This window comes from Aeromonas sp. (assembly GCF_050633025.1).
Classification (GTDB): domain Bacteria; phylum Pseudomonadota; class Gammaproteobacteria; order Enterobacterales; family Aeromonadaceae; genus Aeromonas.
The window spans coordinates 24,957-48,089 of record NZ_JBODRQ010000011.1 but is presented as its reverse complement, the minus strand read 5'-3'; the positions used below and the strand labels follow the sequence as shown (position 1 = coordinate 48,089).

The 23,133-nt window shown below is 57.6% G+C and carries 23 protein-coding genes; 12 read left to right on the top strand and 11 right to left on the bottom strand.

From position 1 onward, the window contains the following. The 5 genes from ACRAUW_RS03125 to ACRAUW_RS03105 all read right to left on the bottom strand — a co-directional run. A partial coding sequence (locus ACRAUW_RS03125) for a MalM family protein (protein WP_431361115.1) occupies window positions 1-704 on the bottom strand: 704 nt, incomplete at its 3' end. Window positions 705-856: 152 nt separating this feature from the next. Then, on the bottom strand, window positions 857-2,113 hold the full coding sequence (locus ACRAUW_RS03120; protein WP_431361114.1) for a maltoporin: 1,257 nt from the start codon (window positions 2,111-2,113) through the stop codon (window positions 857-859). Between the two features lie 539 nt (window positions 2,114-2,652). Beyond that, on the bottom strand, window positions 2,653-3,093 hold the full coding sequence (locus ACRAUW_RS03115; protein WP_431361113.1) for a flavodoxin: 441 nt from the start codon (window positions 3,091-3,093) through the stop codon (window positions 2,653-2,655). 90 nt (window positions 3,094-3,183) lie between these two features. After that, complete coding sequence (gene truC / locus ACRAUW_RS03110; protein ID WP_431361112.1) at window positions 3,184-3,957, bottom strand: tRNA pseudouridine(65) synthase TruC; 774 nt, start codon at window positions 3,955-3,957, stop codon at window positions 3,184-3,186. Further along, window positions 3,954-4,289, bottom strand: a complete 336-nt coding sequence (locus ACRAUW_RS03105; RefSeq protein ID WP_431361111.1) for a YqcC family protein — start codon at window positions 4,287-4,289, stop codon at window positions 3,954-3,956. The genes truC and ACRAUW_RS03105 overlap by 4 nt, the downstream gene beginning before the upstream one ends. Before the next feature lie 276 nt (window positions 4,290-4,565). On the opposite strand from ACRAUW_RS03105, the gene ACRAUW_RS03100 reads away from it, so the two are divergent. From ACRAUW_RS03100 to ACRAUW_RS03080, 5 genes are all read left to right on the top strand, one after another. Then, window positions 4,566-5,606, top strand: a complete 1,041-nt coding sequence (locus tag ACRAUW_RS03100) for a DUF3549 family protein (RefSeq protein ID WP_431361110.1) — start codon at window positions 4,566-4,568, stop codon at window positions 5,604-5,606. A gap of 111 nt (window positions 5,607-5,717) precedes the next feature. Beyond that, complete coding sequence (locus ACRAUW_RS03095) at window positions 5,718-6,017, top strand: DUF3301 domain-containing protein (protein WP_005338600.1); 300 nt, start codon at window positions 5,718-5,720, stop codon at window positions 6,015-6,017. Window positions 6,018-6,091: 74 nt separating this feature from the next. Continuing rightward, window positions 6,092-6,328 carry a DUF2789 family protein gene (locus ACRAUW_RS03090; RefSeq protein WP_064337107.1) on the top strand — a complete coding sequence of 79 codons (237 nt, stop codon included), beginning with the start codon at window positions 6,092-6,094 and terminating at the stop codon, window positions 6,326-6,328. A gap of 83 nt (window positions 6,329-6,411) precedes the next feature. Further along, the gene (locus ACRAUW_RS03085) at window positions 6,412-6,708 is read left to right on the top strand and encodes a DNA-binding protein (RefSeq protein WP_309507620.1); all 297 of its coding nucleotides are present in this window, start codon (window positions 6,412-6,414) and stop codon (window positions 6,706-6,708) included. Between the two features lie 3 nt (window positions 6,709-6,711). Beyond that, the gene (locus tag ACRAUW_RS03080; protein ID WP_431361109.1) at window positions 6,712-7,497 is read left to right on the top strand and encodes a Zn-ribbon-containing protein; all 786 of its coding nucleotides are present in this window, start codon (window positions 6,712-6,714) and stop codon (window positions 7,495-7,497) included. A 115-nt stretch (window positions 7,498-7,612) separates the two neighbouring features. Here ACRAUW_RS03080 and syd read toward each other — a convergent pair whose 3' ends face one another. Beyond that, window positions 7,613-8,161, bottom strand: a complete 549-nt coding sequence (gene syd / locus ACRAUW_RS03075; protein ID WP_431361108.1) for a SecY-interacting protein — start codon at window positions 8,159-8,161, stop codon at window positions 7,613-7,615. A gap of 204 nt (window positions 8,162-8,365) precedes the next feature. Between syd and queF the strand changes: the two genes are divergently transcribed. The 7 genes from queF (at window position 8,366) to ACRAUW_RS03040 (ending at window position 17,530) form a co-directional block, all read left to right on the top strand. Then, window positions 8,366-9,214, top strand: coding sequence for an NADPH-dependent 7-cyano-7-deazaguanine reductase QueF (queF, locus tag ACRAUW_RS03070; RefSeq protein WP_431361107.1), 849 nt, complete (start codon window positions 8,366-8,368; stop codon window positions 9,212-9,214). Between the two features lie 137 nt (window positions 9,215-9,351). Beyond that, window positions 9,352-11,631, top strand: a complete 2,280-nt coding sequence (locus ACRAUW_RS03065; RefSeq protein ID WP_431361106.1) for a tetratricopeptide repeat protein — start codon at window positions 9,352-9,354, stop codon at window positions 11,629-11,631. 83 nt (window positions 11,632-11,714) lie between these two features. Continuing rightward, entirely contained in the window at window positions 11,715-13,331 is a 1,617-nt protein-coding gene (locus ACRAUW_RS03060) for a diguanylate cyclase (RefSeq protein WP_431361105.1), read from the top strand. 148 nt (window positions 13,332-13,479) lie between these two features. Further along, a complete protein-coding gene (gene ppnN, locus ACRAUW_RS03055) occupies window positions 13,480-14,835 on the top strand; it encodes a nucleotide 5'-monophosphate nucleosidase PpnN (RefSeq protein WP_019445906.1) in 1,356 nt (451 codons plus the stop codon). A gap of 135 nt (window positions 14,836-14,970) precedes the next feature. Continuing rightward, the gene (gene xni, locus ACRAUW_RS03050) at window positions 14,971-15,783 is read left to right on the top strand and encodes a flap endonuclease Xni (protein ID WP_431361104.1); all 813 of its coding nucleotides are present in this window, start codon (window positions 14,971-14,973) and stop codon (window positions 15,781-15,783) included. A 159-nt stretch (window positions 15,784-15,942) separates the two neighbouring features. Continuing rightward, a complete protein-coding gene (locus tag ACRAUW_RS03045) occupies window positions 15,943-16,950 on the top strand; it encodes an isocitrate dehydrogenase (protein WP_005349723.1) in 1,008 nt (335 codons plus the stop codon). A 121-nt stretch (window positions 16,951-17,071) separates the two neighbouring features. After that, window positions 17,072-17,530: a hypothetical protein gene (locus ACRAUW_RS03040; protein WP_431361103.1), complete on the top strand. Its 459-nt coding sequence runs from the start codon at window positions 17,072-17,074 to the stop codon at window positions 17,528-17,530. A 79-nt stretch (window positions 17,531-17,609) separates the two neighbouring features. Here the strand turns inward: ACRAUW_RS03040 and rlmM are convergent, their stop codons facing one another. From rlmM to ACRAUW_RS03015, 5 genes are all read right to left on the bottom strand, one after another. Continuing rightward, window positions 17,610-18,704 carry a 23S rRNA (cytidine(2498)-2'-O)-methyltransferase RlmM gene (gene rlmM, locus ACRAUW_RS03035; RefSeq protein ID WP_431361102.1) on the bottom strand — a complete coding sequence of 365 codons (1,095 nt, stop codon included), beginning with the start codon at window positions 18,702-18,704 and terminating at the stop codon, window positions 17,610-17,612. After that, entirely contained in the window at window positions 18,697-19,083 is a 387-nt protein-coding gene (locus tag ACRAUW_RS03030; RefSeq protein ID WP_431361101.1) for a DUF423 domain-containing protein, read from the bottom strand. Before ACRAUW_RS03030 ends, rlmM begins: the two co-directional genes overlap by 8 nt. 31 nt (window positions 19,084-19,114) lie before the next feature. Further along, complete coding sequence (locus ACRAUW_RS03025; RefSeq protein ID WP_431361100.1) at window positions 19,115-19,753, bottom strand: alpha/beta fold hydrolase; 639 nt, start codon at window positions 19,751-19,753, stop codon at window positions 19,115-19,117. Beyond that, on the bottom strand, window positions 19,746-20,666 hold the full coding sequence (locus ACRAUW_RS03020) for a transcriptional regulator GcvA (protein ID WP_431361099.1): 921 nt from the start codon (window positions 20,664-20,666) through the stop codon (window positions 19,746-19,748). Before ACRAUW_RS03020 ends, ACRAUW_RS03025 begins: the two co-directional genes overlap by 8 nt. Before the next feature lie 283 nt (window positions 20,667-20,949). Next, on the bottom strand, window positions 20,950-23,091 hold the full coding sequence (locus tag ACRAUW_RS03015; RefSeq protein ID WP_431361098.1) for a methyl-accepting chemotaxis protein: 2,142 nt from the start codon (window positions 23,089-23,091) through the stop codon (window positions 20,950-20,952). Between the last annotated feature and the right edge of the window lie 42 nt (window positions 23,092-23,133).

Here is a 23,133-nt window from a genome sequence, read left to right as displayed (position 1 = left end):
GCGACAGGCACCACCAGCTTGTTGGGCGTCGTATCCACGATCGGCGTATTGGCATTGATCGCTTCCTGGTAAACCGGTTTGTAGAAGTTATCACCCAGCTTGGTGGAGCTCATGTCTTCCACATCAACGCTAACCACACCCCAGGCAGAGTGAGGGATCAGCGGATCCTTGGCGCCATAATCCTGCACACTCAATGACTTGGCCATCATCTTGGAGGGGCTCATCGCTTGGGTGGTTTGGCTCAAAGTTGCCTGAGTAGTGTAAATCACCATATAGGTTTCGTTGTTCGGGTTGCCAACATAGGAGCGGTCGATGGTAAAGACCCCTTCAACCCGATCGCCATCCAGCATTCTGGCCGGCTTATAGGTAATGATGTCGGAACCTATGGTACGAGTCGGTTTGAACTGGGAGTCCAACAGCAACACAGTGGGGTTAAACAACGTCTTGTCGATCAGACCAGCAACTGTGATCTTGAGATCGCCGGAATTGGTCGGCAGCTTGAACGCTGCGTAATAGCTCTTGCCTTCCGGGAAGTTGAACGCCGGAGAGCTGCCATCAATAGCAATCACTTTTTTCTGCTCAGCCGCCAACGGCTGATACTGTAACTCATTGATACTAGAGCAACATACTGTGGCGGTGCCGAGTTGCTGCAGTGCGCTGGCACGGCTATCGAGGATACTCTTGTACTCCTGGGTGGGAGCCACAGTAGCCTCAAGAGACGCACACGCCGTCATCAGAGTGGAACACAAAATCGTCAACGCTACCTTGCTATATTTCATCTGCATACCCTACACGCCATCTTGAAAAAAAGAGCCCCCGACAAGCGGGGGCGACTTGATATCAGGTGATGGTGAGATTACCACCAAGCTTCAGCTTGTACACCGAAGTTCCAAGCATCGTCCTGCTTCAGACCACCAGTGGTGCTCGGACGGAAAGTGTCATCCTGCTGTACATAAGAGGCAAACACACGGATTTCCGGGCGAGCCCAGAAGCTGGAGCCAGCAGACCAAGCTTGTGCCAGTGTATATTTGGCACCATCAGTACTGGTTTTCACACCATTCAGAGTTTCATTGTCTTTGTAGTAGCCAACTTCTGCGATGGTTTTCATCACATCGTTCCACTTGTACATCGGACGAACAACAATAGAGAAGGTGTCCGCATCTGAATCTTTATACTTCACCTTGTTCTTTTCAATGACAACATTGTCAGACTGGCCGTAGACAATCTGATGACCAAACTCAACCTTGTCACCAACCGGCAGCACACCCCAGTTGATCAAGCGGAAACCATTACCGCCATCACCATTCTGGCTAGTCCAACCACCGGCACCATAGTACACAGCATTAGTGCTGTAACTATCGGTGAAGTACTGAGCTACCGTCTTGTTGAAACCACCAAGCATTGATTGAGTCAACTCAGCCGTTAACATTGCGCCGTCGGAACTTCCACCTGCCTGAGCGCCAGTTGAAGTATTAATGGCAGTTTTTTGCTCACCAGTGTCATTAGCAAGGGCATAGTCCACACCCAGTTCCAGTGAAGCATCAGTCCAGAGAGGGATACCGGCATAACGGGCATCAAGAATATTGGTATTTACACCGCCTTCATCACTACGAACCCAAGCAAAGGAAGCTTTACCAGGCCCCATCTCGATATTCTCTACACCAGCACCTGGGCCGGATACGTTCCAGTAGTAGAAGTCTGAGATATGAATGTCATGACGCTGGTAGTAGCGCTTACCTGCCCACAGGGTCTCATTGCCACCAAACATGCCCTTGGCTTGGGCATTAAACTGGGCAACAACAAATTGTGCAGAATCACCGTTGGTAGACTCCCAGCCAGTTTTCTGGTTTGCAGTCATAGCAACCATTGAATCTACATAGAAAGTCTGGTTGTTCTTGTTGTAAACCTCTTGGCCCAGCTGAACTTCACCGTAGGTATCGTTCTCGTTACCCAGACGACCGACTTTCTGTTTGCTTACGTCAGTCTGCATATCCCCGTTATCGGAAACACCGACACCGGAACGCATATAACCGTGGAAATCTACGGCAAAGGCGGCTTGGGAAGCCAGGGCGGCAGTAACAGCTGCTGCAATCGGGAGCCACTTCATTTTCATTGTCATATTCCTTATTTCCCGCAGTGAGGAGTGTGATCCTGAATATTCAACTTCTTACCACCACGCAATCCTGCTGGTGATAACCGAGGTCGATTATAGGGAGCCTACTTCACGACAAATATGAAGCGACTCACAAAATGGCGACAAATCGCCCGGCAAACGCTCGCCATAGCATCAGCAGATGAAAAACCGACAAGCGGGGCAATAAAAAATCAATGAAAACGCAAAAAAGGCAATAATAGCAAAGCTGAAAGCGTTACCAGCAATTAATTTGCGGCTGAGCCAAAGTCGTTATTTTACGATCGAATGACAAAAACATGACTGAGATCGCTTTCAAGATGGAACTTTTATTTGGACGAGGGGTCTGCGGTGCGCTCGAAACCATTACGCCTATGGCCTGCCAAAAGGGGAAAATATCCCTCCGCCACGATCGACAATAAGCATGGGAATAAGCTTGCTGAGTGAGATGACATTTGTGCAAATAACCATCCCCTGCCGATTGAGGAGCAGGGGAGTGATGACTCTATTTCAGGGAATGTTCAAGGCTGAATATCCCACTTTCTCAGCCAGCTGAGTGCCACCTGTTCTGGTTCATCGTGCACGGAGGCATCCAGCTCCAGCGGGGGGATCACTCCCGTGGCCCCCAGCTCTTGCAGCAATCCGTCCAGCCGACGGCCCGCGCCACAAAAATGGTCATAGCTGCTGTCACCCATGGCAATCAGGGCATAACGCAGTCCCTTGAGCCAGGGTGCCTTGTCAGCCAACTCGCTGGCAAAAGGCTGCAGATTGGGAGGAATGTCCCCCTGCCCTGTGGTAGCACTGACCAGCAATAAAAAACGGCCGGGGTCGATGTCCGCCAGCCGCGCTTCTTCGTGCAAAGAACAGTGATGCCCCTTGCGTTCCAGCTCATCTGCCAGGGTCTCGGCCACCAGCATGGCTGCGCCATAGACAGTTCCTACCACGATATCGATCTGCGCCATTCTCCTCTCCCTGCTTGAGTCACTCTTTTGAGCAACTCTATCAGCAAGCTGGCGTCAGATGCCACCGGTTCAGGGTAGAGGTGCAGGCGCTTAGTAGTCGCTCTCGCTGGCGGGCCAGCCCAGCTCGGCAAACAGGCGCAGCACATCCTGACCGAGTGGCGCATGGATCCGCATCGGCACCTTGAGCACCGGATGGGTAAAGCTCAGGGTGCGGGCCACCAGCAGCAGCCGTTCGCAGCCAAAGTGCTCGCGAAAGAAACGGTTGTGACGACCATCCCCGTGGGTGGTATCCCCGACAATGGGGTGGAACAGGTGATCCATATGGCGGCGCAGCTGATGCTTGCGGCCGGTCTTCGGGAACAATCTGACCAGACTGTAACGACTGGTAGGGTGCTTTTTGGATACCGCGTGGGGCAGCTCGACCTGATGCAGGCGACGGAAGGTGGTGACGGCATCCTGCGCCGGGCGATCCGGGTTGCTCATGGCATCGGCAATCTTGTCCAGTTGTTCCTTGAGGGGATAGTCGATCACCCCCTGCTCGGGCGCCCAGCCGCGCACCAATGCCAGATACTCCTTGTGCACCTGACGTTGGGTAAAGGCTTCGGTCAACGCGCGGGCAATCACCGGATCGAGCGCAAACAGCAGCACGCCAGAGGTGGGACGGTCGAGGCGATGCACCGGATAGACATGGCGACCACCGATGAGATCCCGGGTCATCTGCATGGCAAAACGGGTCTCGCCCTTGTCGAGCCAGCTGCGATGCACCAGCAGACCGGAGGGCTTGTTGACCGCCACCAGCCACTCATCCTGATAGAGCAGGGTCAGCTTCAAGTCACTCTCTTCTCGCATTTGCTCTGGCATCATTGCTCGCTCACTTTGCCGGAGAGCAGCAGATCGAAGCGGGCGATCAGGCGCAGCAGCGCCTCCACCTCGGCCAGCTCTTCTTTGTAGACTTCGCTGGCCATGGGATAGAGGGAAACGCTGGTGGGCAGCGGAGCCTGCAACATCACCAGCTGCTCCATGCGCGGGATCAGCACGAACTGCAGCCACTGATCAAAGCTCAGGGTATCGACACAAAAAGGCAGGGTGCTTGCCAGGGCTTCGTCACCGGGATGGTCAGCTTGCCAGCGCTCAAGGCGCTGCAACTCGGCGGTGAGTTCCCCCAACAGGCCAGCTACCAGCAAATATTGATTCATCTCGCTCTCTTCCTCATCACCACAGATTGATCCGCTGACCCGACAGGGTCAGCCAGGATGCCGGTACATTCGGTCGCGCAGCACCGGCGATTCAGCCGGCTCGTCGACATACACGGCAGCCAGCACGGCCTGCCGCCGTTAAAAAAGGGCGATACTATACACCTGCCCCCGCATGCCTGCCATGTTGATATCAGCCGCAACGCGCGTCTGCTGCCACTGGCTATCCTCGGCAAGGGCCTTATAATCGGCCCGCATCACCATTAGCCGGATCTCACCATGTCTGCGACGCCTACTGCCATCAATACCTTGACCGAATTTCTGACTCAGGCTGGCACCCAGTTCCAGCTGTTTGACATGGGCCGCCAGGTGCAGCCACTGGCAAGCGACACCTTTGTCCGCATCGAACAGCAGCAGGAGCCCTACCCCTGGCCGCTGCAACAGCACGCCTGGCTCGGTGTGCACTTCTTCCAGCCGAGCGAGTCTCGCCACTACCTCTGGTTCCTCAAGTTTGCCCTCGATGAGCGCGGCCTGCTGATGTCAAACGGCCCCAAGCTGTTCATGGATCAGGTGGTGGAGACCCTGGGCTACAAGCTGACCGGCGACCTGGATGAAGAGAAGGCACAGCGCTTGGCCGACAATCCCTACACCTTCCGCCCGGCTGAGGCCAAGATGGCCAGTCTGCACGCCAAGCTGGCGCGCCAGCTGGAACAGGCCCCTTCTGCCTATTACGATGCCCTCTGCCACTATCTGGCTGCCCCGAGCGACACCGGTTGGCAAACGCTGGGGCTGCAGGGCTTTGCCGATCTGGCCGAGCGACTGCATGATGAGCGCAATCTGGCGCTGATCTGCAAGGCGCTGCCCAAACTGCCGCAAGAGCCGCTCTATGCCCTCTGCCAGAGCCTTGAAAACGCCCCGCTGCCGCCGGCAGTACAAGGCGCCCTGCTTGAGCGGATCGGCAAGGAGCAGGAGTGCGCCGCCCCCAACCCTGAGACCCTGGCCTACCTCTGCCGCGCCATGGCCTCCTGCCCCGGCAGCACGCTGCGCACCAACAAGCTGCTGACCCTGCTGCAAACTCAGCCGAGCCCGGCGCTGCTGCTCGCCATTGCCGGTCGGCTCTGGCCCGATCTGAAAGATGCCAATCTGCTCGGCGACTATCTGGAACAGCTGGCACTGCAACCGACCCAGTTCTTCAATCAGGTTTTTGCCGAGTTGGTCACTTTACCGGCCCTGCGCAATGATATGCTGGCCAGACTGCGCGACCCCGACCGCAGCGAGGCGCTGGGCAAGGCCATCGGCCGTCTGTTTGCCTCAGCCTGATCCCTCGCCTCACCCTCACGCAACGAGGCAGCACGGCGGGAAATAGAAAAGGAGATCGGGAGTGCCGAGCAGGACTCCCGGTTATCGACATCACGATAAGGAAGCCCGCCTATGGGAGAGATGCTCGGAATTTTGTTGCTGATTGCCGTAGCCGGCCTGTTCTGGCTGCAACGCCAACAGGCAGAAGTGGCCTGGCAATACATGCGCCGCTACTGCCAGCACCATGATCTGCAACTGCTGTCACTGGCTCGCCATCGGCGGGAGCTGGCACATAATCCCCTGCGGCTGCTGACCCACTATCAGTTTGAATTCTCCAGCGATGGCGAGAGCCACTATCAGGGCACCCTCAAGATGCAGGGGCTGCACGTCGTGGGCGTTGATCTGCCACCCCATCGCATCCCCTCTGCCTGATCCCCAATCTCGTCTCTGCGCCCGGAGGCTATGCCTGTCTATAATCTCAGGGATTAAACAAAGGGAGAGACGAGATGAAACCCCTTGTCCACGATCTGCCAGCCCTGTTTGCCCAGCTCGGGATGGCCAACGACGAGCTGAGCCTGCACCGCTTTGTGCACGACCATCACCTCGACAATGAAACCCTGCTGCCGGAGGCCGGTTTCTGGAACGCCGCCCAGGCCAGCTTTCTGCGCGACGCCCTGTGGAACGACTCCGACTGGTGCGAGGCGATCGACCAGCTCGATGTGATGTTGCGCCAGCCCCGCTAACCGCCCGCCCCTTTCCTCCCCTGCCGGCTTTGGTTAAGATCCCGCCCCGATATCGATCCCCCCTTCTCACCCAGAGCATGCTTATGTCCGCCCACGAGATCATCCGAATTGCCAACGAGCTGGCCGCCAAGGGCCTGACGCCCACCACCGCCATGATCAAGGCCCGCCTCACCCAGCCCGTGCCGATGGCCGAGCTGCTGAAAGTGCTGAGCCAGTGGAAGCAGCAGCCCGTCGCGACCGCCGAGAGCGAGATCCTGCCAGAGGCTGTGCCTCAGCCAGCGCCGGAGCTCACCCTGCAGCAACTCGCCGAACAGCTCGCACGCATCGAACAGAAGGTGGATCGCCTGACCGACCTACTCATCCAGCAGGGGCAAGGCTGAACCATGTATATTGTCGAACTCTGCTTTGAGTGTTACCGCGATACCTCCCTTGGCGAGGCCGAGCGGGCCATCGTCAACTACCTCGACATGCTGCGTTATCAGGGCCAGATCCTCGGGCGGGAGTTCCCCACCAGCATGCACAACGGCTATTTCGTCAGTCAGGTAGTCTGCCCGGAGCAAGATAGCCTGCACCCCGACAACCAGAGCGATCAGGTCAGACTGGCCGAACAGCAGCTCAATCAGGCCGGGCTGCTGGCGCCGAAGCTCCAGCTGCAGGGGGCAGATTTACTGTCTGACAGCACCGACCCTTGCGGCGAGCAGGGCAAGCGGCCGAACTGGATGTTGCTCTATACCAGCTTTTTGCATACCTGCTCGCCGCTGCGCTGTGGCGACCACTTCGCCCCCATTCCGCTCTACCAACTGCCCGCGGTCGCCAACGGCGATCAGAAACAGATCATCAAGTGGCAGGAGGATTGGGAGGCGTGCGATCAGTTGCAGATGAACGGCTCCATCGCCGAACATGCGGCGCTGCACGAAATCGGCGAAGTGGGCAGCCGCCTCTACCGGCGCGGCAGCGATCTCGCCAAGCGGCTTGAAGTGCTGAGCGGCATCCCCACCTACTACTACCTCTATCGGGTGGGCGGGCTGAGCGCCGCCGAGGAGAAGGCGCGCCCCTGCCCCAGCTGTGGCGGTGAGTGGGCGCTGGCAGAGCCGCTACACGAGATCTTCGACTTCAAGTGCGACAGCTGCCGCCTGGTCTCCAACCTCTCCTGGGATTTCAAGGATTGAGGGGCGGTATCCGATACGGTGCTATCAGGTTGTCACCCCAGAGATGATGTTACCGCGTCCGATTACGCCGCTTCGCGGCTAATCGAACCTACATTTTTTCAATGTGTTATGGTGTTTAGGCAGGCAAAGTCTCCAGCCGTTCGAGGAATGCTGACAAGGAGGGCGCCAGCGGCAGACGGCGACCAGAATCGAGCCACTCCAGCCACACCTGACCACTCTCGTTATCCAGCGAGATGAGCGTCATCTCGTTGCGGGTGGTGGCAATAAAGATGGAGGGGGTTCGTTTTAGCTTGCGCAGCATCAGCAGGTGGCCGATGAGGTTCTCCCTGAGCAGGTCGAGATCCTCCTCGTTCCACGGCAGGATCAGTTCAAGGCGCAGCCCCTTGAAAAGGCAGGGGATGGGGCGGCTGAACCAGTGCCCGAACAGGGCAATGGCGCTGGGATGAATTGTCAGCTCAAGGGCATCGGCCATGGCTGTAAAATCGCCGGGCTCGGAGCGCGGGTGAGGGCGCCAGGCCACCCGACCATCGGCAGGCTCACCAAGCTGGCAGGGGGAACGCCAGTCCGCCTCCCACTCGCACAGGGGCAGGCCTCGTCTGGCCTCGCCATCCCGTTGCCAGCGGGCAAAAAAGTGCTCCAGGGCAGACAAAACTTGATCCGACATCGAAAATCCCCACAATTGCTGGCAAAGTCCGCTATTGCACCACCAAACCCGGTAACAGACAAGGTTGCCAGCCGACCTTGCGACCCGGGAAACAGACCCCGGGATACAGAGAGGCCGACGCCCAAGCCAAACGGCTGCAACCATCCGGCCCTGCAATGGCCCGTTTCATTCCACTCATCATGAGCAGATTACGTGAGCAACCCTGTGAGCAAACAAGATAGATACGCCGGGGCCAGCGCCCTGACCGGCCTGAGCCTGGGCCAGCAATCCGATTACATCAGCCAGTACACCCCCTCCCTGCTGCAACCTGTCCCCCGCAGCCTGAACCGGGATGACCTCCAGCTGGACGACAATCTGCCCTTTACAGGTTGCGATGTCTGGACCCTCTATGAGCTCTCCTGGCTCAACGCCAAGGGCAAACCGATGGTGGCCGTGGGCGAAGTGACCATTCCAGCCACCAGCCCGAATCTTATCGAGTCCAAATCGTTCAAGCTCTACCTCAACTCCTTCAATCAGACCCGTTACGACTCCATCGATGCGGTGGTGGCCTTGCTGGAGCAAGATCTCGGCGCCTGCGCCGGCGAGCCGGTCAAGGTGACCCTGTTCCCCCTCGACAAGGCCCCGCACCAGATCGCAACCCTGCCCGGCGAGTGCATCGACGAGCAGGATATCGAGGTAGACAATTACGAATTTGATGCTGATCTGCTGCAAGGCGCCACCAGCAGCGAGCAGGTAGAAGAGACCCTGCACAGCCATCTGCTCAAATCCAACTGTCTGGTCACCAGCCAGCCAGACTGGGGCTCTGTGGTGATCCGCTACAAGGGGCCGAAACTCGATCGGGAGAAGCTGCTGCGCTATCTCATCTCGTTCCGCCAGCACAACGAGTTCCACGAGCAGTGCATCGAGCGGATCTTTATCGACCTCAAGCACTATTGCCAGCCTGAGCAGTTGACCGTCTATGCCCGCTATACCCGTCGTGGCGGCCTCGACATCAACCCGTTCCGCTCCAATTTCGAAGCGGTGCCCGCCAATCTGCGGCTGATCCGTCAGTAATACAGGCAGAGATAACAAATCAGAGCAGACATTGGTTGGAAGCCCTCTTCTTATCTGCAGGGGAAGCATGAGTAAACTCTGGACGCACAGGGGGGCGTTGGATAACATGCCCTCACCCCTGTGCTGTCCTTAATCCAATGAATCAACTGTTTTTTCTGGCCATGATGATGTCCTCCCTGTCAGCTCCGGATCTGGATCTGGACAAGGAGCAACTCTCTGTCGATCTGCAACAGGCGCAATCGATTGTACTGACCGATCCTGCCAGATGTGTTCAGATCACTACCGCCTTCCTGACCCGCGCAGCCAGTAATCCACAACACACGATCAGCAATCGCCAGGAGTTCGGTTATCGCGAACCCCTCCTGAATTACAGTACTGTGACCCAGACCATAGGCGCCCATATGCTCAAGGGGGAGTGTCTGTTGCAACTGGGCCAATATCAGGCTACCCAGCAAGCACTCGATGAGGCGATGACGCTGGCAGACAAAATGCGGCAACCGGCGCTCAAGGCCCACGGCCTCTATCTCAAGATCCGCAGTCAGGCCCTCAAGCCGGATAACCAGAGCACCAGCCGAGCCCTGATGGATCAACTGGACAAACAGCTGGCCGCCCCCCCTCTCAAGCAGAGCCAGTTGCAGGTCTATGGCCGCCTGCAACGCACCAGCTACGACATCGAGAACCACCACTTCGATGATGCCAAAAACAATCTGGCAGACGCACGGATCTGGGCTGCCAAGAGTTCCTATCCTCTCGCCAGTGCCTGGGTCAGCGCCATCAGCGGCGACCTTTATCGTGCACTGCAGCAACCACAGTTGGCGCTGGGGGAATATATCGATGCCCAGCAACAGGCCAAAAACTTCGATGATCCGCTCTTTCTCGGCCTGCTGTCGAACCAGATAGTCAAGCTCTACCAACAGGAGCAGGAGCCTCAGAAAGCGCTGCAGTATGCCAATGAGGCGGCCAACTACTTCCACTCCATCGGCAACCCCGTTCTGCTGTGCGACGCCCTGATGGTACTGGCACGACTCAACCGGGAGCAGGGTGACCTCAATATGGCGCTGGTCTACTTCTTCAATGCACTGGACCTGCTCGATGAGGGGAGCAACCGGCCGCAAGCCTCCCTGCTCAAGTACGAGATTGGCAAAACCTATCTGCAAAGCGGCAACCTCTCGCTGGCCAGCAACTACCTCAATTCGGCCCGCCAGTCCCATGAGCTGAACGATGCCAAGGAGCCGCTGCTCGACACCCTGCTGCTGCTCGGCGAGCTCTATCTGAAGAAACAGGAGGCCGCCATCGCCATCCTGCAGCTGGAGAATGCCCGGGCACTGGCTAATCAGCTTGGCGATACTCGCCGCCAGTACGAGGTTTTCCGCCTGCTCTCCCTTGCCTATGAACAGAAGGGATACCTGCGCCAGGCTCTCGACAGCTACAAGCGTTTCCATCGCCTTGGCGAGGAGGTGCGCCAGCAGGAGCTGGCCATGGAGCAAGCGGCGATCCGCGATAACTATGTCCAGATCGAACGGGTGCAGCATATCAAGGAGCTGGAGCAGCGGCTTAACAACAGCCAGCACCAGCAGGAGCGCTATCTCTGGTCGAGTATCACTACCAGCCTGCTGCTGGCGCTCTTTATCTACCTCTTCTTCACCCTCTGGCTCAAGCTGCGTACTGCCCGCCTGCAACTAAAACGGACCAATGAGGCCCTGCTGATCGAGCCACGCTCGGGGCTGGCCAACTGGCAGCGGCTGATGAACCGCTGGCCGCGGGAGATGGCAAAGCGCCAGCTGAAATCGGAGCGCTGGTATCTCAGTGAACAGCCAACCAGCGAATTTGATGACAAGCTGCACTACCTGCTGTTCCGGGTGCCTTTTCTGGTCAATACGCTGGAGCGCCACGGCTATCAGGCCAGCAGTGAAATCGAGCAGGCCTTCGGCGCCTACATAAACACCCTGACCCCGCAAGATGGCCGTATCTATGACTTGCGTGAAGGGCATCTGCTCTATGTGGTGCCACAGCGCCACGTCACCAACCTGCATCAACTGGCGGGAGATCTGCTGGCAGCCATATCCGCCTTCCCTTGCGCCTATCCACTGGATCGCCGGATCAGCCTCGGGATTGTCAGTCACCCCTTCCTGCCCAAGGCGGCGACTGCGCTCGATCACCATGGTCTGTTTGACCTCTGCTACCTCGCCCTATCAGGAGCCATTCAGGCCAGTGAAAAAAGCCAGCAAAACGCCTGGCTGGAGCTCGCGGCCATCGATTGCCAACAGGCGGCATTTTTTAATGGGGATGTGTGGCAATGCGCCCTGATGGCAATTGACAAGGGACTGGTAAAAGTCAATTCTTCTCATGAAAAGCAATGGGTTAATTGGCACAGCCTGGCACGAGAGCCAGCTGCCGATAACCATCAGGCAATGTAGATAACAGACGAGGCTCGAAACCAGGTTCGACCACTGTTGCTATCCGACACCAAAAACAATAATGACAACAGGGCGACCTGATAATGAATGACATCGCTACCGTAGCAGGACAATTGGCCAGGCTCAGGGAATCCCTTCAGCAGAAACAACTGGAGCTGGATGGAGTGCTGTCTTTTTCCGATGCAGAGCGTGCCCGCGGCATCCAGTTTATCAACAAGCTGATGCTCTCTTGCCGCGGCTTCGACCGCGAGCTGGACAATCGCTTCGCTAGGCTCAAGCAGAAACTGGATAACAATCCCGCCTTTACCGCACTGGATGAGGATCTGCTGGCCATTGAAAAACTGCTGCAGCAGCACAACAATGCGTTGGAAGAGTCGATAAACCTGACTCAGACCGCCCTCGAACTTGGCTCCAAACAGCTGCAAACCATCAAGGACTTCCCCGAAGAGACCCACAACGCCCTCAAGGAATTTCTGACAAGTCCGACTGGCTACGGTATTGCCGCTCACCAGAAGAAGGTGATCAAGCTGCTTGAGTTCTACCAGCAGGCAATCAAGATCCAGCTGCAACCAAACCCGTCCATACAGGCTCCGTCGGGTGCAGCCCAACATGAAAACGATACTACCAGCTGCAATGGCCTGACTGATGTCGACCCGTTTGATCTCAAGGATCACGCCCGTATCGCCGATGAGCTGCAGCGTCTCATCACCGAACTCGACTTTGCCGGTGCCATCGGCGAGAGCCTGAGCGACATTCGCCGCCAACTGCTGATCGGGATCAACCCTGCCCTGCTGGCGGAAACCTGCCTGCAGGTGATCGAGCTCATCATCGAAGGCACCCGCGAGGAACGCAAAGCCTCCCGTACCTTCCTAAGCGGCCTCAACGAGAGCCTGTCTGCGGTGCATGTCAGCTTTACCGAGTCACTCGATGAGGGGCGTGCACTGCAAGACGAAACAAGAGAGACTCGTGAGGCGCTGGTTAGCAAATTGCAGGCTATCGATCACTCTCTGGCCAGCCATCACTCCATCGATTCGCTCAAGCACGCCATCTCTGGTCATATGGGGGCCATCAACCAGCTACTGCAAGAGCGTGACAACACGGCGGCACGGGAGCGTCACCTGCTCACCCGCCTCTCCACCATGGAGTCCAAGCTGCGCTTGATGAAGGAGGAGACCGCCGAGTACAAGAAGCGGCTGACCATTCAAAAACACAAGCTGTTCCTCGACAGTCTGACCCAGGTGCACAACCGGGCCGCCCTCGATGAACGGCTGGAGCAGGAGTACAAACGTTGGCTTCGTTATCGAACTCCGCTCTGCATGGCGATCATCGACATCGATCACTTCAAGAACATCAATGACAACTACGGCCATATGGCCGGTGACAAGGCGCTGAAAGTGGTCGCCAAGGCGCTGCAGAGTGCCTTGCGTGACACCGATTTCATCGCCCGTTTTGGTGGGGAAGAGTTCGTGGTGTTGCTGCCCAATATCAACCCGGACAAGTTCCAGAAGCCGCTGGAAACCCTGCGCCAGACCATCAAGAGCATCCCGTTCCGTTTTCGCGATGCCAAGGTGGAGATCACCATCTCCATCGGTGCCACCCTATTCCAGGATGGTGACAACCCCTCGGACGTGTTCGAACGGGCAGACAAGGCGCTCTATCACTCCAAGAACAGTGGCCGGGATCAGGTCACGCTGGCCTGATAATTGGCGAAAAAAGCAGCTAACAATCGCTACCCTATTTCCTCCTCCCCCTGTTACCACTACTATCGATCTCAGGGGATGCAACATGGCGTCCCCTTTTCTCCCCAGGGAAAAACACAACGATAACAAGCGAGTGAAAGGGGAAGTTATGATTACGCACATCAATCCCGTTGGCAGCATGGACCTGCTGTCACAGCTCGAGGTGGATCGTCTCAAGCAAACCGCCTCCAGCGATATCTATCAACTGTTTCGCAACTGCTCGCTGGCGGTGCTCAACTCCGGTAGCCATACCGACAGTTCCAAGGAGATACTGGAGCGTTTCAAATCGTTCGATATTCATGTGATCCGGCGCGAGCGCGGGGTCAAGCTGGAGCTGTTCAATGCCCCCGAGCACGCCTTTGTTGATGGCGAGATCATCCGCGGCATTCAGGAGCACCTCTTCTCGGTACTGCGGGACATTCTCTACGTCTCCAACCAGCTTGAATCGAACCGGCTGGTCAACCTCACCAATTCGACCCATATCTCCAACGTGGTGTTCGCCATCCTGCGCAACGCCAAGGTGATCCTGCCTGGCGCCGATCCCAACCTGATCGTCTGCTGGGGTGGCCACTCCATCAACGAGATCGAGTACCAGTACACTCGCGCGGTGGGCAGTGAACTGGGCTTGCGTGAGCTGAACATCTGTACCGGTTGCGGCCCGGGCGCCATGGAAGGCCCGATGAAAGGGGCCGCCGTCGGCCATGCCAAACAGCGGGTACGAAACGGGCGCTACATTGGCCTCACCGAGCCTTCCATTATCGCGGCCGAGCCGCCCAACCCCATCGTCAACGAGCTGGTGATCCTCCCAGATATCGAGAAGCGGTTGGAAGCCTTCGTGCGTCTGGGCCACGGCATCATCATCTTCCCGGGCGGAGTAGGCACGGCAGAAGAGCTGCTCTATCTGCTCGGCATCATGATGCATCCGGCCAACGAGCGGCAGCCGATGCCCATCATCCTGACCGGCCCGAAAGAGAGTGCCGACTACTTCCGTGCCATCGACGACTTCATCAAGGCGACCCTCGGTGAACCGGCGACCAAGCTCTACCGGATCATTGTCGGCGATGCACCGGAAGTGGCCCGGGTGATGAAAGAGGCGATGCCGAAAATCCGCGAATACCGCAAATCGGTCGGCGATGCCTACTCTTTCAACTGGTCCCTCAAGATTGAGCCGGAGTTCCAGCTCCCCTTCGAACCGGATCACGCCAGCATGGCCAGTCTGGATCTGCACCGCAACCAGCCGCCCCAGTTGCTGGCCGCCAACCTGCGTCGTGCCTTCTCCGGCATCGTCGCCGGCAACGTCAAGGAAGGGGGCATTCGCGCCATCGAGAAGAAGGGCCCCTTCAAGCTGCACGGCGACAAGGAGCTGATGCACCTGATGGACAAGCTGCTGGAGAGCTTCGTCAAGCAGCAGCGGATGAAGCTGCCGGGCAGCCAGTATGTGCCCTGCTACGAAATCGTCCGCTAGGCTACAGATACATCATCGACAGAGGGGCGCATCGGCGCCCCTCTTTATTGGCTCAATGCCCTCCCTACTGCCATCAATCCCCCATAAGGCGAGCGGTTTGTTACAATGGGGCGTCCCGACCGCCAAGAGTGCCCCATGTCAACTATCCGGCCACACCTGCTCATCATCGATGCCCTCAACCTCATTCGCCGTCTGCACGCGGTACAGGCCCAGCAGGCACTGACCCCTGCCCAGGCGCTGGTTGCAACCCGCGCCAACCTTATCAATACCTGCCGCAAGCTGCTGGCCAATAGCGAGCCGACCCATGTCATTGCGATCTTTGACGGAGAGAGCGATGGCGAGGTGCATAGCTGGCGCAAGGAGGTCTATCCGGCCTACAAGGAGGGGCGAACCCCCATGCCCCCTGAACTGCGTGAGGGGTTGGCGACCCTGCAGGATGCCTTCTGGGAGTGCGGGGTCGACGCCCTGCTCTCCGAGACCGATGAAGCGGATGACCTTATCGCCACCCTGGCCAGCGGCATCGCCAGCCATGGCCATCAGGCGACCATCATCTCCACCGACAAGGGCTTCTGCCAACTGATCTGCCCGCAGATCCGGGTGCGCGACTACTTCAACAAACGCTGGCTGGATGCGGCCTTCGTCCAGCAGCAATATGGGGTAGCGCCTAATCAGCTGGTCGACTTCTGGGCCCTGACCGGTATCAGCGGTTCCAATATCAAGGGGGTTCCGGGGATTGGCCCCAAGACCGCCACCCAGCTGTTGCAGCAATATGGCAATCTGGCAGCCATGCTCGAGGCCTGCCAGCAAGAGGACGCCGCCAAGCCACTGCTCAAGCTGCGCCAACATCAGGATGAGGCCCTGCTGGCCCAGCGGCTGGTGCGCTTGCAGCGGGATATTGTGCTGGGATTCAACCTGCGGGACATCCGCTACCCGCCCCAGCCGGACTAAATGGCCGAACAAAAATGCAGACAAGGGCGTGAACCATGACGAGACTCACCCTCGCTGTTGATAAAAGTGAGTAGAATGTAAAGGAATGTGGTTGGTTTGCTGAGTAAATGCTATAAAGCAGCCCCATCCTCCCCTATACCCTGGAAGTGGAACCCTCTCATGTCCAAAAGAAAAATTACCGTGATCCCCGGCGACGGCATCGGCCCCAGCATCATTGAATCAGCCATCCAGATCCTGACCCATGCGGGCTGCGACTTTGAGTACGAATATGCTGATGCAGGTCTGGTTGCTCTCGAGAAGCATGGCGAGCTGCTGCCCCAGGCTACCCTGGATCTGATTGAGAAGAACAAGGTGAGCCTGAAAGGGCCATTGACCACGCCGGTCGGCGGTGGTTTTACCTCCATCAACGTCTCCCTGCGCAAGAAGTTCAACCTCTACGCCAACGTGCGCCCGGTCATCTCCTTCAAGGGCACCAGAAGCCGTTACGACAACATCGACATCATCACGGTGCGTGAAAACACCGAAGGGATGTACTCGGGTGCTGGGCAGAAGCGCAGTGATGACAACAAGAGCGCCGAGGCGATGAGTATCATCACCCGCGAAGGGGCCGAGCGCATCGTCAAGTTCGCCTTCGAGCTGGCCCGCCAGGAGGGGCGCAAGAAGGTCACCATCATCCACAAGGCCAACATCCTCAAGTCGACCTCCGGCCTGTTCCTCGAAGTGGCCCGTGAAATCGCCAGCCACTACCCGGACATCCAGAGCGAGGAGATGATCGTCGATGCCGCCTGCATGAACCTGGTGATGTACCCAGAGCGTTTCGATGTCATGGTCACCACCAACCTGTTCGGTGATATCCTCTCGGATCTCTGCGCCGGTCTGGTCGGCGGCCTTGGCATGGCGCCCGGCGCCAACATCGGCGATGGCGCGGCCATCTTCGAAGCGGTCCACGGTTCTGCGCCTGACATAGCAGGCAAGAATATCGCCAACCCGACCTCGGTGATCCTCGCCTCCATTCAGATGCTGGAGTACCTCGGTATGCAGGACAAAGCCGAGCGGATCCGCGAGGCAGTACGAGCCACCATAGAATCCGGTGATCGGGTCACTCGCGATCTGGGTGGCACGGCTTCCACCAGCGAATTCACCCAAGCCATCATCGATAGACTGTGAGTGAGTTAATTCATTGATTTTAAGAGGGAGCTTCGGCTCCCTTTTTTATGTTTACGATTCCTTTGCCACTCCCGAAACCGCAACTATGTTCAATAGAGAAGAAGAACAGGGAGTGTTTTTCATGAAGGGATATGGGTGCTATCTGGTGTCGGGTCTGCTGCTGGTTTGTGGCACAGCCAGTGCCTTCGAACAGGCTCAACCAACCCTGACCGCCAAACTGCCGCAGCAGGAAAAACGGACTGCCACCGAGGTATGGCGCTCGAGCCTGGATACCAACGATCTGCTAAAAGCGCCCCAACCCCTGTCGTTTGGTATTGAAGTCTCCACCGACAACTTTGGTAACCAAAAGATCACCTCCTACCCTCAGCTCAATCTGACCCCGGAAAAGAGCATCAGTTTGTCGGTTGAACGCTTCAGACCCAAGGTCAAGTTCAAAGCCGGTGGACTGCATACGGCAATCAGACTGAGAGGGGATGGCATCAAAATGCAATTCAATCCGGTCGACAAAACCATCCCGCTGCAGATCGAGATCAAGGTGACTGACGATGAATCATCCCTACGCCTCGATTACCGTTTCTGATTTTTTGCCCCCGAATAGCAAAAGGCCGACAGGTTTCCCTGTCGGCCTTGATACTTATCGTACGGGCAGGACGGCTACATCACGCCTTGGGCTCGAGTTTGGAGACCCAGTACTTGTTGTAAACATGCACGGTGATCTCTTCCCGATCGTGATAGAGCTGCTTGGCCTGGATCACGAACGCGTTGTCGATCTCCTTGAGCATCTCCCGCAATACCTCGATATTGTGCACTGATTCGGCGTAACGCTTCTTCATCGGCAACTTGAGGTTGAACATCGCCTCCTGGCAATCATTCTCCCGGAACCAGTCCGCAATCATGTGAACGACCCGCGCCGGTTTATCGACCATGTCGCACACCAGCCAGTAGGTGTTCTTCTTGCTTGGACGCCAGACAAAGCCGTCATCGCGCACATGTTTGACCTGACCGGTATCCATCAGGGATTGAGCCATCATGCCGTTGTCGACCGCCGTCACCATCATGCCACGACGCACCAGCTGATAGGTCCAGCCACCTGGGCAGGCACCGAGATCCACCGCCTTCAGGCCGGAGCAGAGACGCACATCCCACTCTTCCCGCGGCACGAACACGTAAAACGCCTCCTCCAGCTTGAGGCTGGAGCGGCTCGGCGCATCGGCCGGGAAGCGCAGGCGCGGGATCCCCATGTGGAATCCGGAGTTGTTGAACGAATAGGAGTAGCCCAACAAGACATGATCATTGGCCATAAAGAAGGCGTGGAACACCGGACGGTTCGGCGTCTCCTTCTTGGTCAGGATCTCGTTGCTGCGCAGCGCCTGACGCAGCGGCACGGTGAACTTGCGGCAGAAGGCCGACAGCTCTTTCGCTTCGTTGGTATCCGCGGTTTCGACCCGCAGATCACCGCAAATGGTGTAGTCACTCACCGCCTCAAGGATGGGGGAGATCCTGTCCGCGACATCCAGATCCTTCAGCTCATGGGTGACCACCAGCATCTGGCGGATGAAGATGAGCTCGCGGAACGGCAGCTTGCGAGCCAGCAGGTCCGCCTGCTCCTCGTCATACAGTTCGAAGATCACATAACCGCTGTCGTCCTTGACCCGGGCGAAACCGTAGCACTGCATGTTACCGGCACGCTCGGTGATCTCTGCAGCCGCCTCTTTCTCAAAACCGGGGCGGCAATAAAGCAGCAGATTATTCATTTTTTCCTCCAAGACGACAGCCAGCCCAGCAGAGGGCCGCCCATCCCAACATAAAACAGAGGCCACCGGCCGGGGTAATCAACCCCAGCCCTTTGCTGCCAAGCAGCACCATGGCGTAAATACTGCCGGAGAATCCCAGGATCCCCAGCACAAAAGCGGTGCCAGCCAGGTGGATCACCCTGCTGCGCCCCCCGCACCAACTCAGTACCAACAGGGCCAATGCGTGAAAAAACTGATACTGCACGGCGGTATTAAAGGCCGCCAGACGCTCGGGAGAAATGCCGGTGGCGGCCAGTCCATGGGCGCCGTAAGCCCCCAGCATGGTTGCCGTCAGCCCGAAAAAACCGGCCAGCACCAGCCAGTATCGATGGATACTCATCCTGACTCTCCTTCTGTAATTCCCCGATGCGTCAAACCGGCACCGGCACAACACCAACGAATTGCCGTATCCGGCTGGCGGCCTGTTGCAGATTATCCTGCTCGCAAAGACCACTGCTCTTTCTCGGCTTGAAACCATGATCACCATCGGTCAGCCAGTGAACCGATACGGCGGATGAGAAAGGAAAATCGGCCAGTTCGACGCGAGAACCGAAAGTGTCGCGCTCCCCTTGCAGCAGCAGGGTCGGCGTCTTGATCTGCTTGAGAACCTCGCCCCGCCAACGGTCGGGCCGAGCCGGGGGGTGGAAAGGATACCCGAGAATGAGCAAACCTGCAGCATTCATCTCGCAATAGATCTCGTCACTGATCTCGGCCGCCATCCGCCCTCCCATCGACTTGCCAGCCAGAAACAGCCGGTGATGGGCAAATTCCCGCACCATCTCGCGCCAGTGGGCTAGCAAGACAGGTTGCCGGTCTGGCGGGCGACGCTTGCCATCCAGAGCTCGCTTGCTCATATAGGGGAAGTTGAAGCGCACCACTTCGATGTCGGGGCCAGCCAGCAGGCGTGACAACTCGGCAAGAAAAACGTGATCCATCCCCGCGCCTGCCCCGTGGGCCAGCAAAATGCGAACGGGGGCATCAACTGCCCCCTCGCGGATCACCTCATGCATCGGCGAGCCTTGCCCTGCGACGCGCCTCTTCCTGCTCCACCAGCTCCAGCATCCAGTCGCGGAAGGCAACGATCTTGCCCTGATCCGACTGCAGCTCCTGGCACACCAGATAGAAGGCATTTTTACTAACCAGCACCTGTTCGAACGGGCAAATAAGGCGGCCGGCCTCAATCTCGGGCTGAGCCAGCACGCTGTGGCCGAGTGCCACTCCCTGACCGTGGATCGCCGCCTGAATCACCATGGTGGAGTGGCTGAAGATGGGCCCCTGATTGACGTTGGGGGCATCGATATCGAGCTGACGGAACCAAGCCTTCCAGTCACGTCGGGAGGTATCGTGCAGCAAGGTATGAAGAGTCAAATCTTGCGGCGTACGCAGCGGTTTGGGCCCGGTCAACAGCAAGGGGGAACAGACCGGGATCAGGTATTCGGTATGGAGCTTGTCCGAGCGCAGACCAGGCCAGTTTCCGCGCCCGTAGTAGATGGCCACATCCACATCGTCGGTGAGCGACCCTTCGTCGAGATCGACCGCCTTGATCCGCACGTCGATATCGGGGTGGCGCTCGCTGAACTTGACCAACCGCGGCACCAGCCACTGGATGGCGAAACTCGGCTGCAAACTGACAGTCAACGCCCCCTTGGCACTGCGGGCCAGCAGCTTGTCGGTCGCCTCAGAGATGGAGGCAAAGATGTCCTTGATATCCAGGAAATAGCCCTGCCCCTCTTCGGTCAGCAACAAGGAGCGGTTTTTGCGGCGGAACAACTTGATGCCAAGATACTCCTCCAGCGCCTTGATCTGGTGACTGATGGCAGCCTGAGTCACAAACAACTCTTCTGCTGCGCGGGTAAAGCTTAAGTGACGAGCCGCGGCTTCAAACGCCTTGAGGGCATTGAGCGGAGGTAAACGACGAGACATGACACCAGCCGACGATGAGTTTTTCTAATGGGGCGCATTATAATTTGTCGGTTGCGGGTCGACCAGTGAATAAACATAATTCACCCCGCAATCAGTTGTCATATGGCGCACTTCTTCTACTACATGTTGGTTTGCATGTGTTTTTCGTGAGGCTCTCGACAGTGATTGTGGTGTTGTGTTTCTTCCTCTGCGGGAAGAGGGCTCAAATCCTCCCGATTTGACCCAGTCTGTCATCTGAATGTGTTTGGCGCCTCCGGCTGGATGGCGCCTTTTTTCATCCCTTCTATACCTTGAACTGCCCCACCAGTTGCTGTTGTCTGTCCGCCAGTGCAGAAAGCTCGCGCCCATTTTCGGCGGACATCGCCGCTTCGGCCCGAATGGTATGGCTCACATCTCGAATGTTGCTGACGTTGCGGTTGATCTCGTCCGCCACCCTGCTCTGCTCCTGTGCCGACCGGGCAATCTGCTCGTTCATTTGATGGATGGTGGAGACCGAATGAATGATCTGCTCCAGCACCTGTACCGAAAGATCTACCTTGGCGAGCGTCTCATCAGCCTGACCGTGACCATCGCGGATCGCCTTGACCACGGCGCTGGTACCGGATTGCAGTTGGCTAATCAACGTCTGGATCTCGACGATAGCATTCTGGGTACGACCGGCCAGATTGCGCACTTCATCGGCCACCACGGCAAAGCCACGGCCCTGCTCACCGGCCCTCGCCGCTTCAATAGCCGCATTGAGCGCCAACAAGTTGGTCTGCTCCGCAATCCCCTGGATCACGATGAGAATATCATTGATGTTTTCACTGTTGGCCGAGAGCCGCTCCACCACCGGTTGGGCATCGTTGATGATGTTCATCAGCTTGCGCATCGCCTCCCGGGTATCGGCCACCACATACTTGCCCTCTTGCGCCGCAGTATCAGTGGAGTTGGCAACCTCTACCGCCGAGCCAGCATTACCGGAAACCTGCAACGCCGTGGCGCTCAACTCTTCAAATGCCGTTGCCACCAGGTCTATCTCCTGATACTGGGTCTGCATGCCGCTGCTGGTGCGCTCAGCCACCTGCGCCGCGCGCTCGGCACTGTTACGGGTGCCGGAGACTATATCAATCACCTGACTGATGGTGGATTGCAGCTTGTTGAGGAAGCTGTTGAACCAGATGGCCAGCTCGCCAATCTCGTCTTGCCGCTGGATCTCGATACGCTGGGTCAAATCCCCCTCGCCACTGGCGATATCTTTAAGGCGGGCAACGACGGCACGAATAGGCGCCACAATCTGGCGCGCCATCAACCAGATAAAGCTCAAGGCCACCAACGAAATCAGCGCCCCAACCAACAGTTGCGAGACCAGGCTACGATTGGCTTCGCTGATCAGGTCATCCTGTAGCTGCTGAGCCGAGGCCAACACTACGCCCCGAGGCAATTCGATATAGATGCCCCATTTACGGTCGGTACCACGCATGGATACAGGGACAAAGCTCTGCAACAGGGCGCCATCGCGGCTCCAGCGAGTCAGCACCTGACCCTGGCTGAGCCAGCCTTGCAACTCACTGGCCAACCCCTGATACTTCTGATCCAGCCTGCGCCCCATAACCACGTCAAACTCATCGGCACCCGCTACACGCCCCTCGTGACTGACCAGCAAGATTCGACCCTGGCCGTCATAGAGCGCCTTATCCATGGTGCTGACCAGACTCTGCAAGGTAGCCAGCGAGATATCGACCCCAACCATCCCCAGCAAGGTCTCCTGATCCTGCAGCGGGATCGTCACCGAGGTCATCAATACCTTTTTGTCGCCAACATCGTCCAGATAGGGTTCCAGCAAGCAGAGGGCCCGGGTGCGAATACTGCAACGATACCACTCATTTTCGATTCCACCGGCCTCGGTCAGGCTCTCATCGGCCAGTACATCCTCATTTTGCACTTCCGGCTCTATCTTGCCGTTGTCATAGGCCCAGTAACTGGAAAAACGCCCCCTGTCGTTGGAACCCAGCGCCGTGGATCCCTGATAATAGCTATCTTCCCCATCCAGCTGATCAGGCTCGAACACCGCATAGACACCCAGCAGGTTGGTCGATGAGGCAACGGCATCGTGCAGTTGCTGGTTGACGGCGCTACGCAGCGCCTGCGAGTGGACAAAGTTCTCCGCCGCATTCTTGCGTTGGAACAGCACGCTATCTGCCAGCAAGCTGGCCCGGAAATAAGCTTCATCAAGGTAGCTGGTCACCTTGGCCGCTTGTTCCGCCCCCATCGCCTTCATCCAGTTTTCGGCCGACTGCTGCGCCTCGTACAAGGTGGCTTGTCGCACCTGTTGCTGCATGTTGTTGGCATTATAAATTGAGGAGATAACCAGCGCCGCGGCCGTGACCAGCAGACAGCAACCGGCGATCAGGGTGATCCGTCCCTGTACAGAAAGAGCACTCATGTCAATATTCCTGCGTCATACAGATATGGATAGGCTACCGAT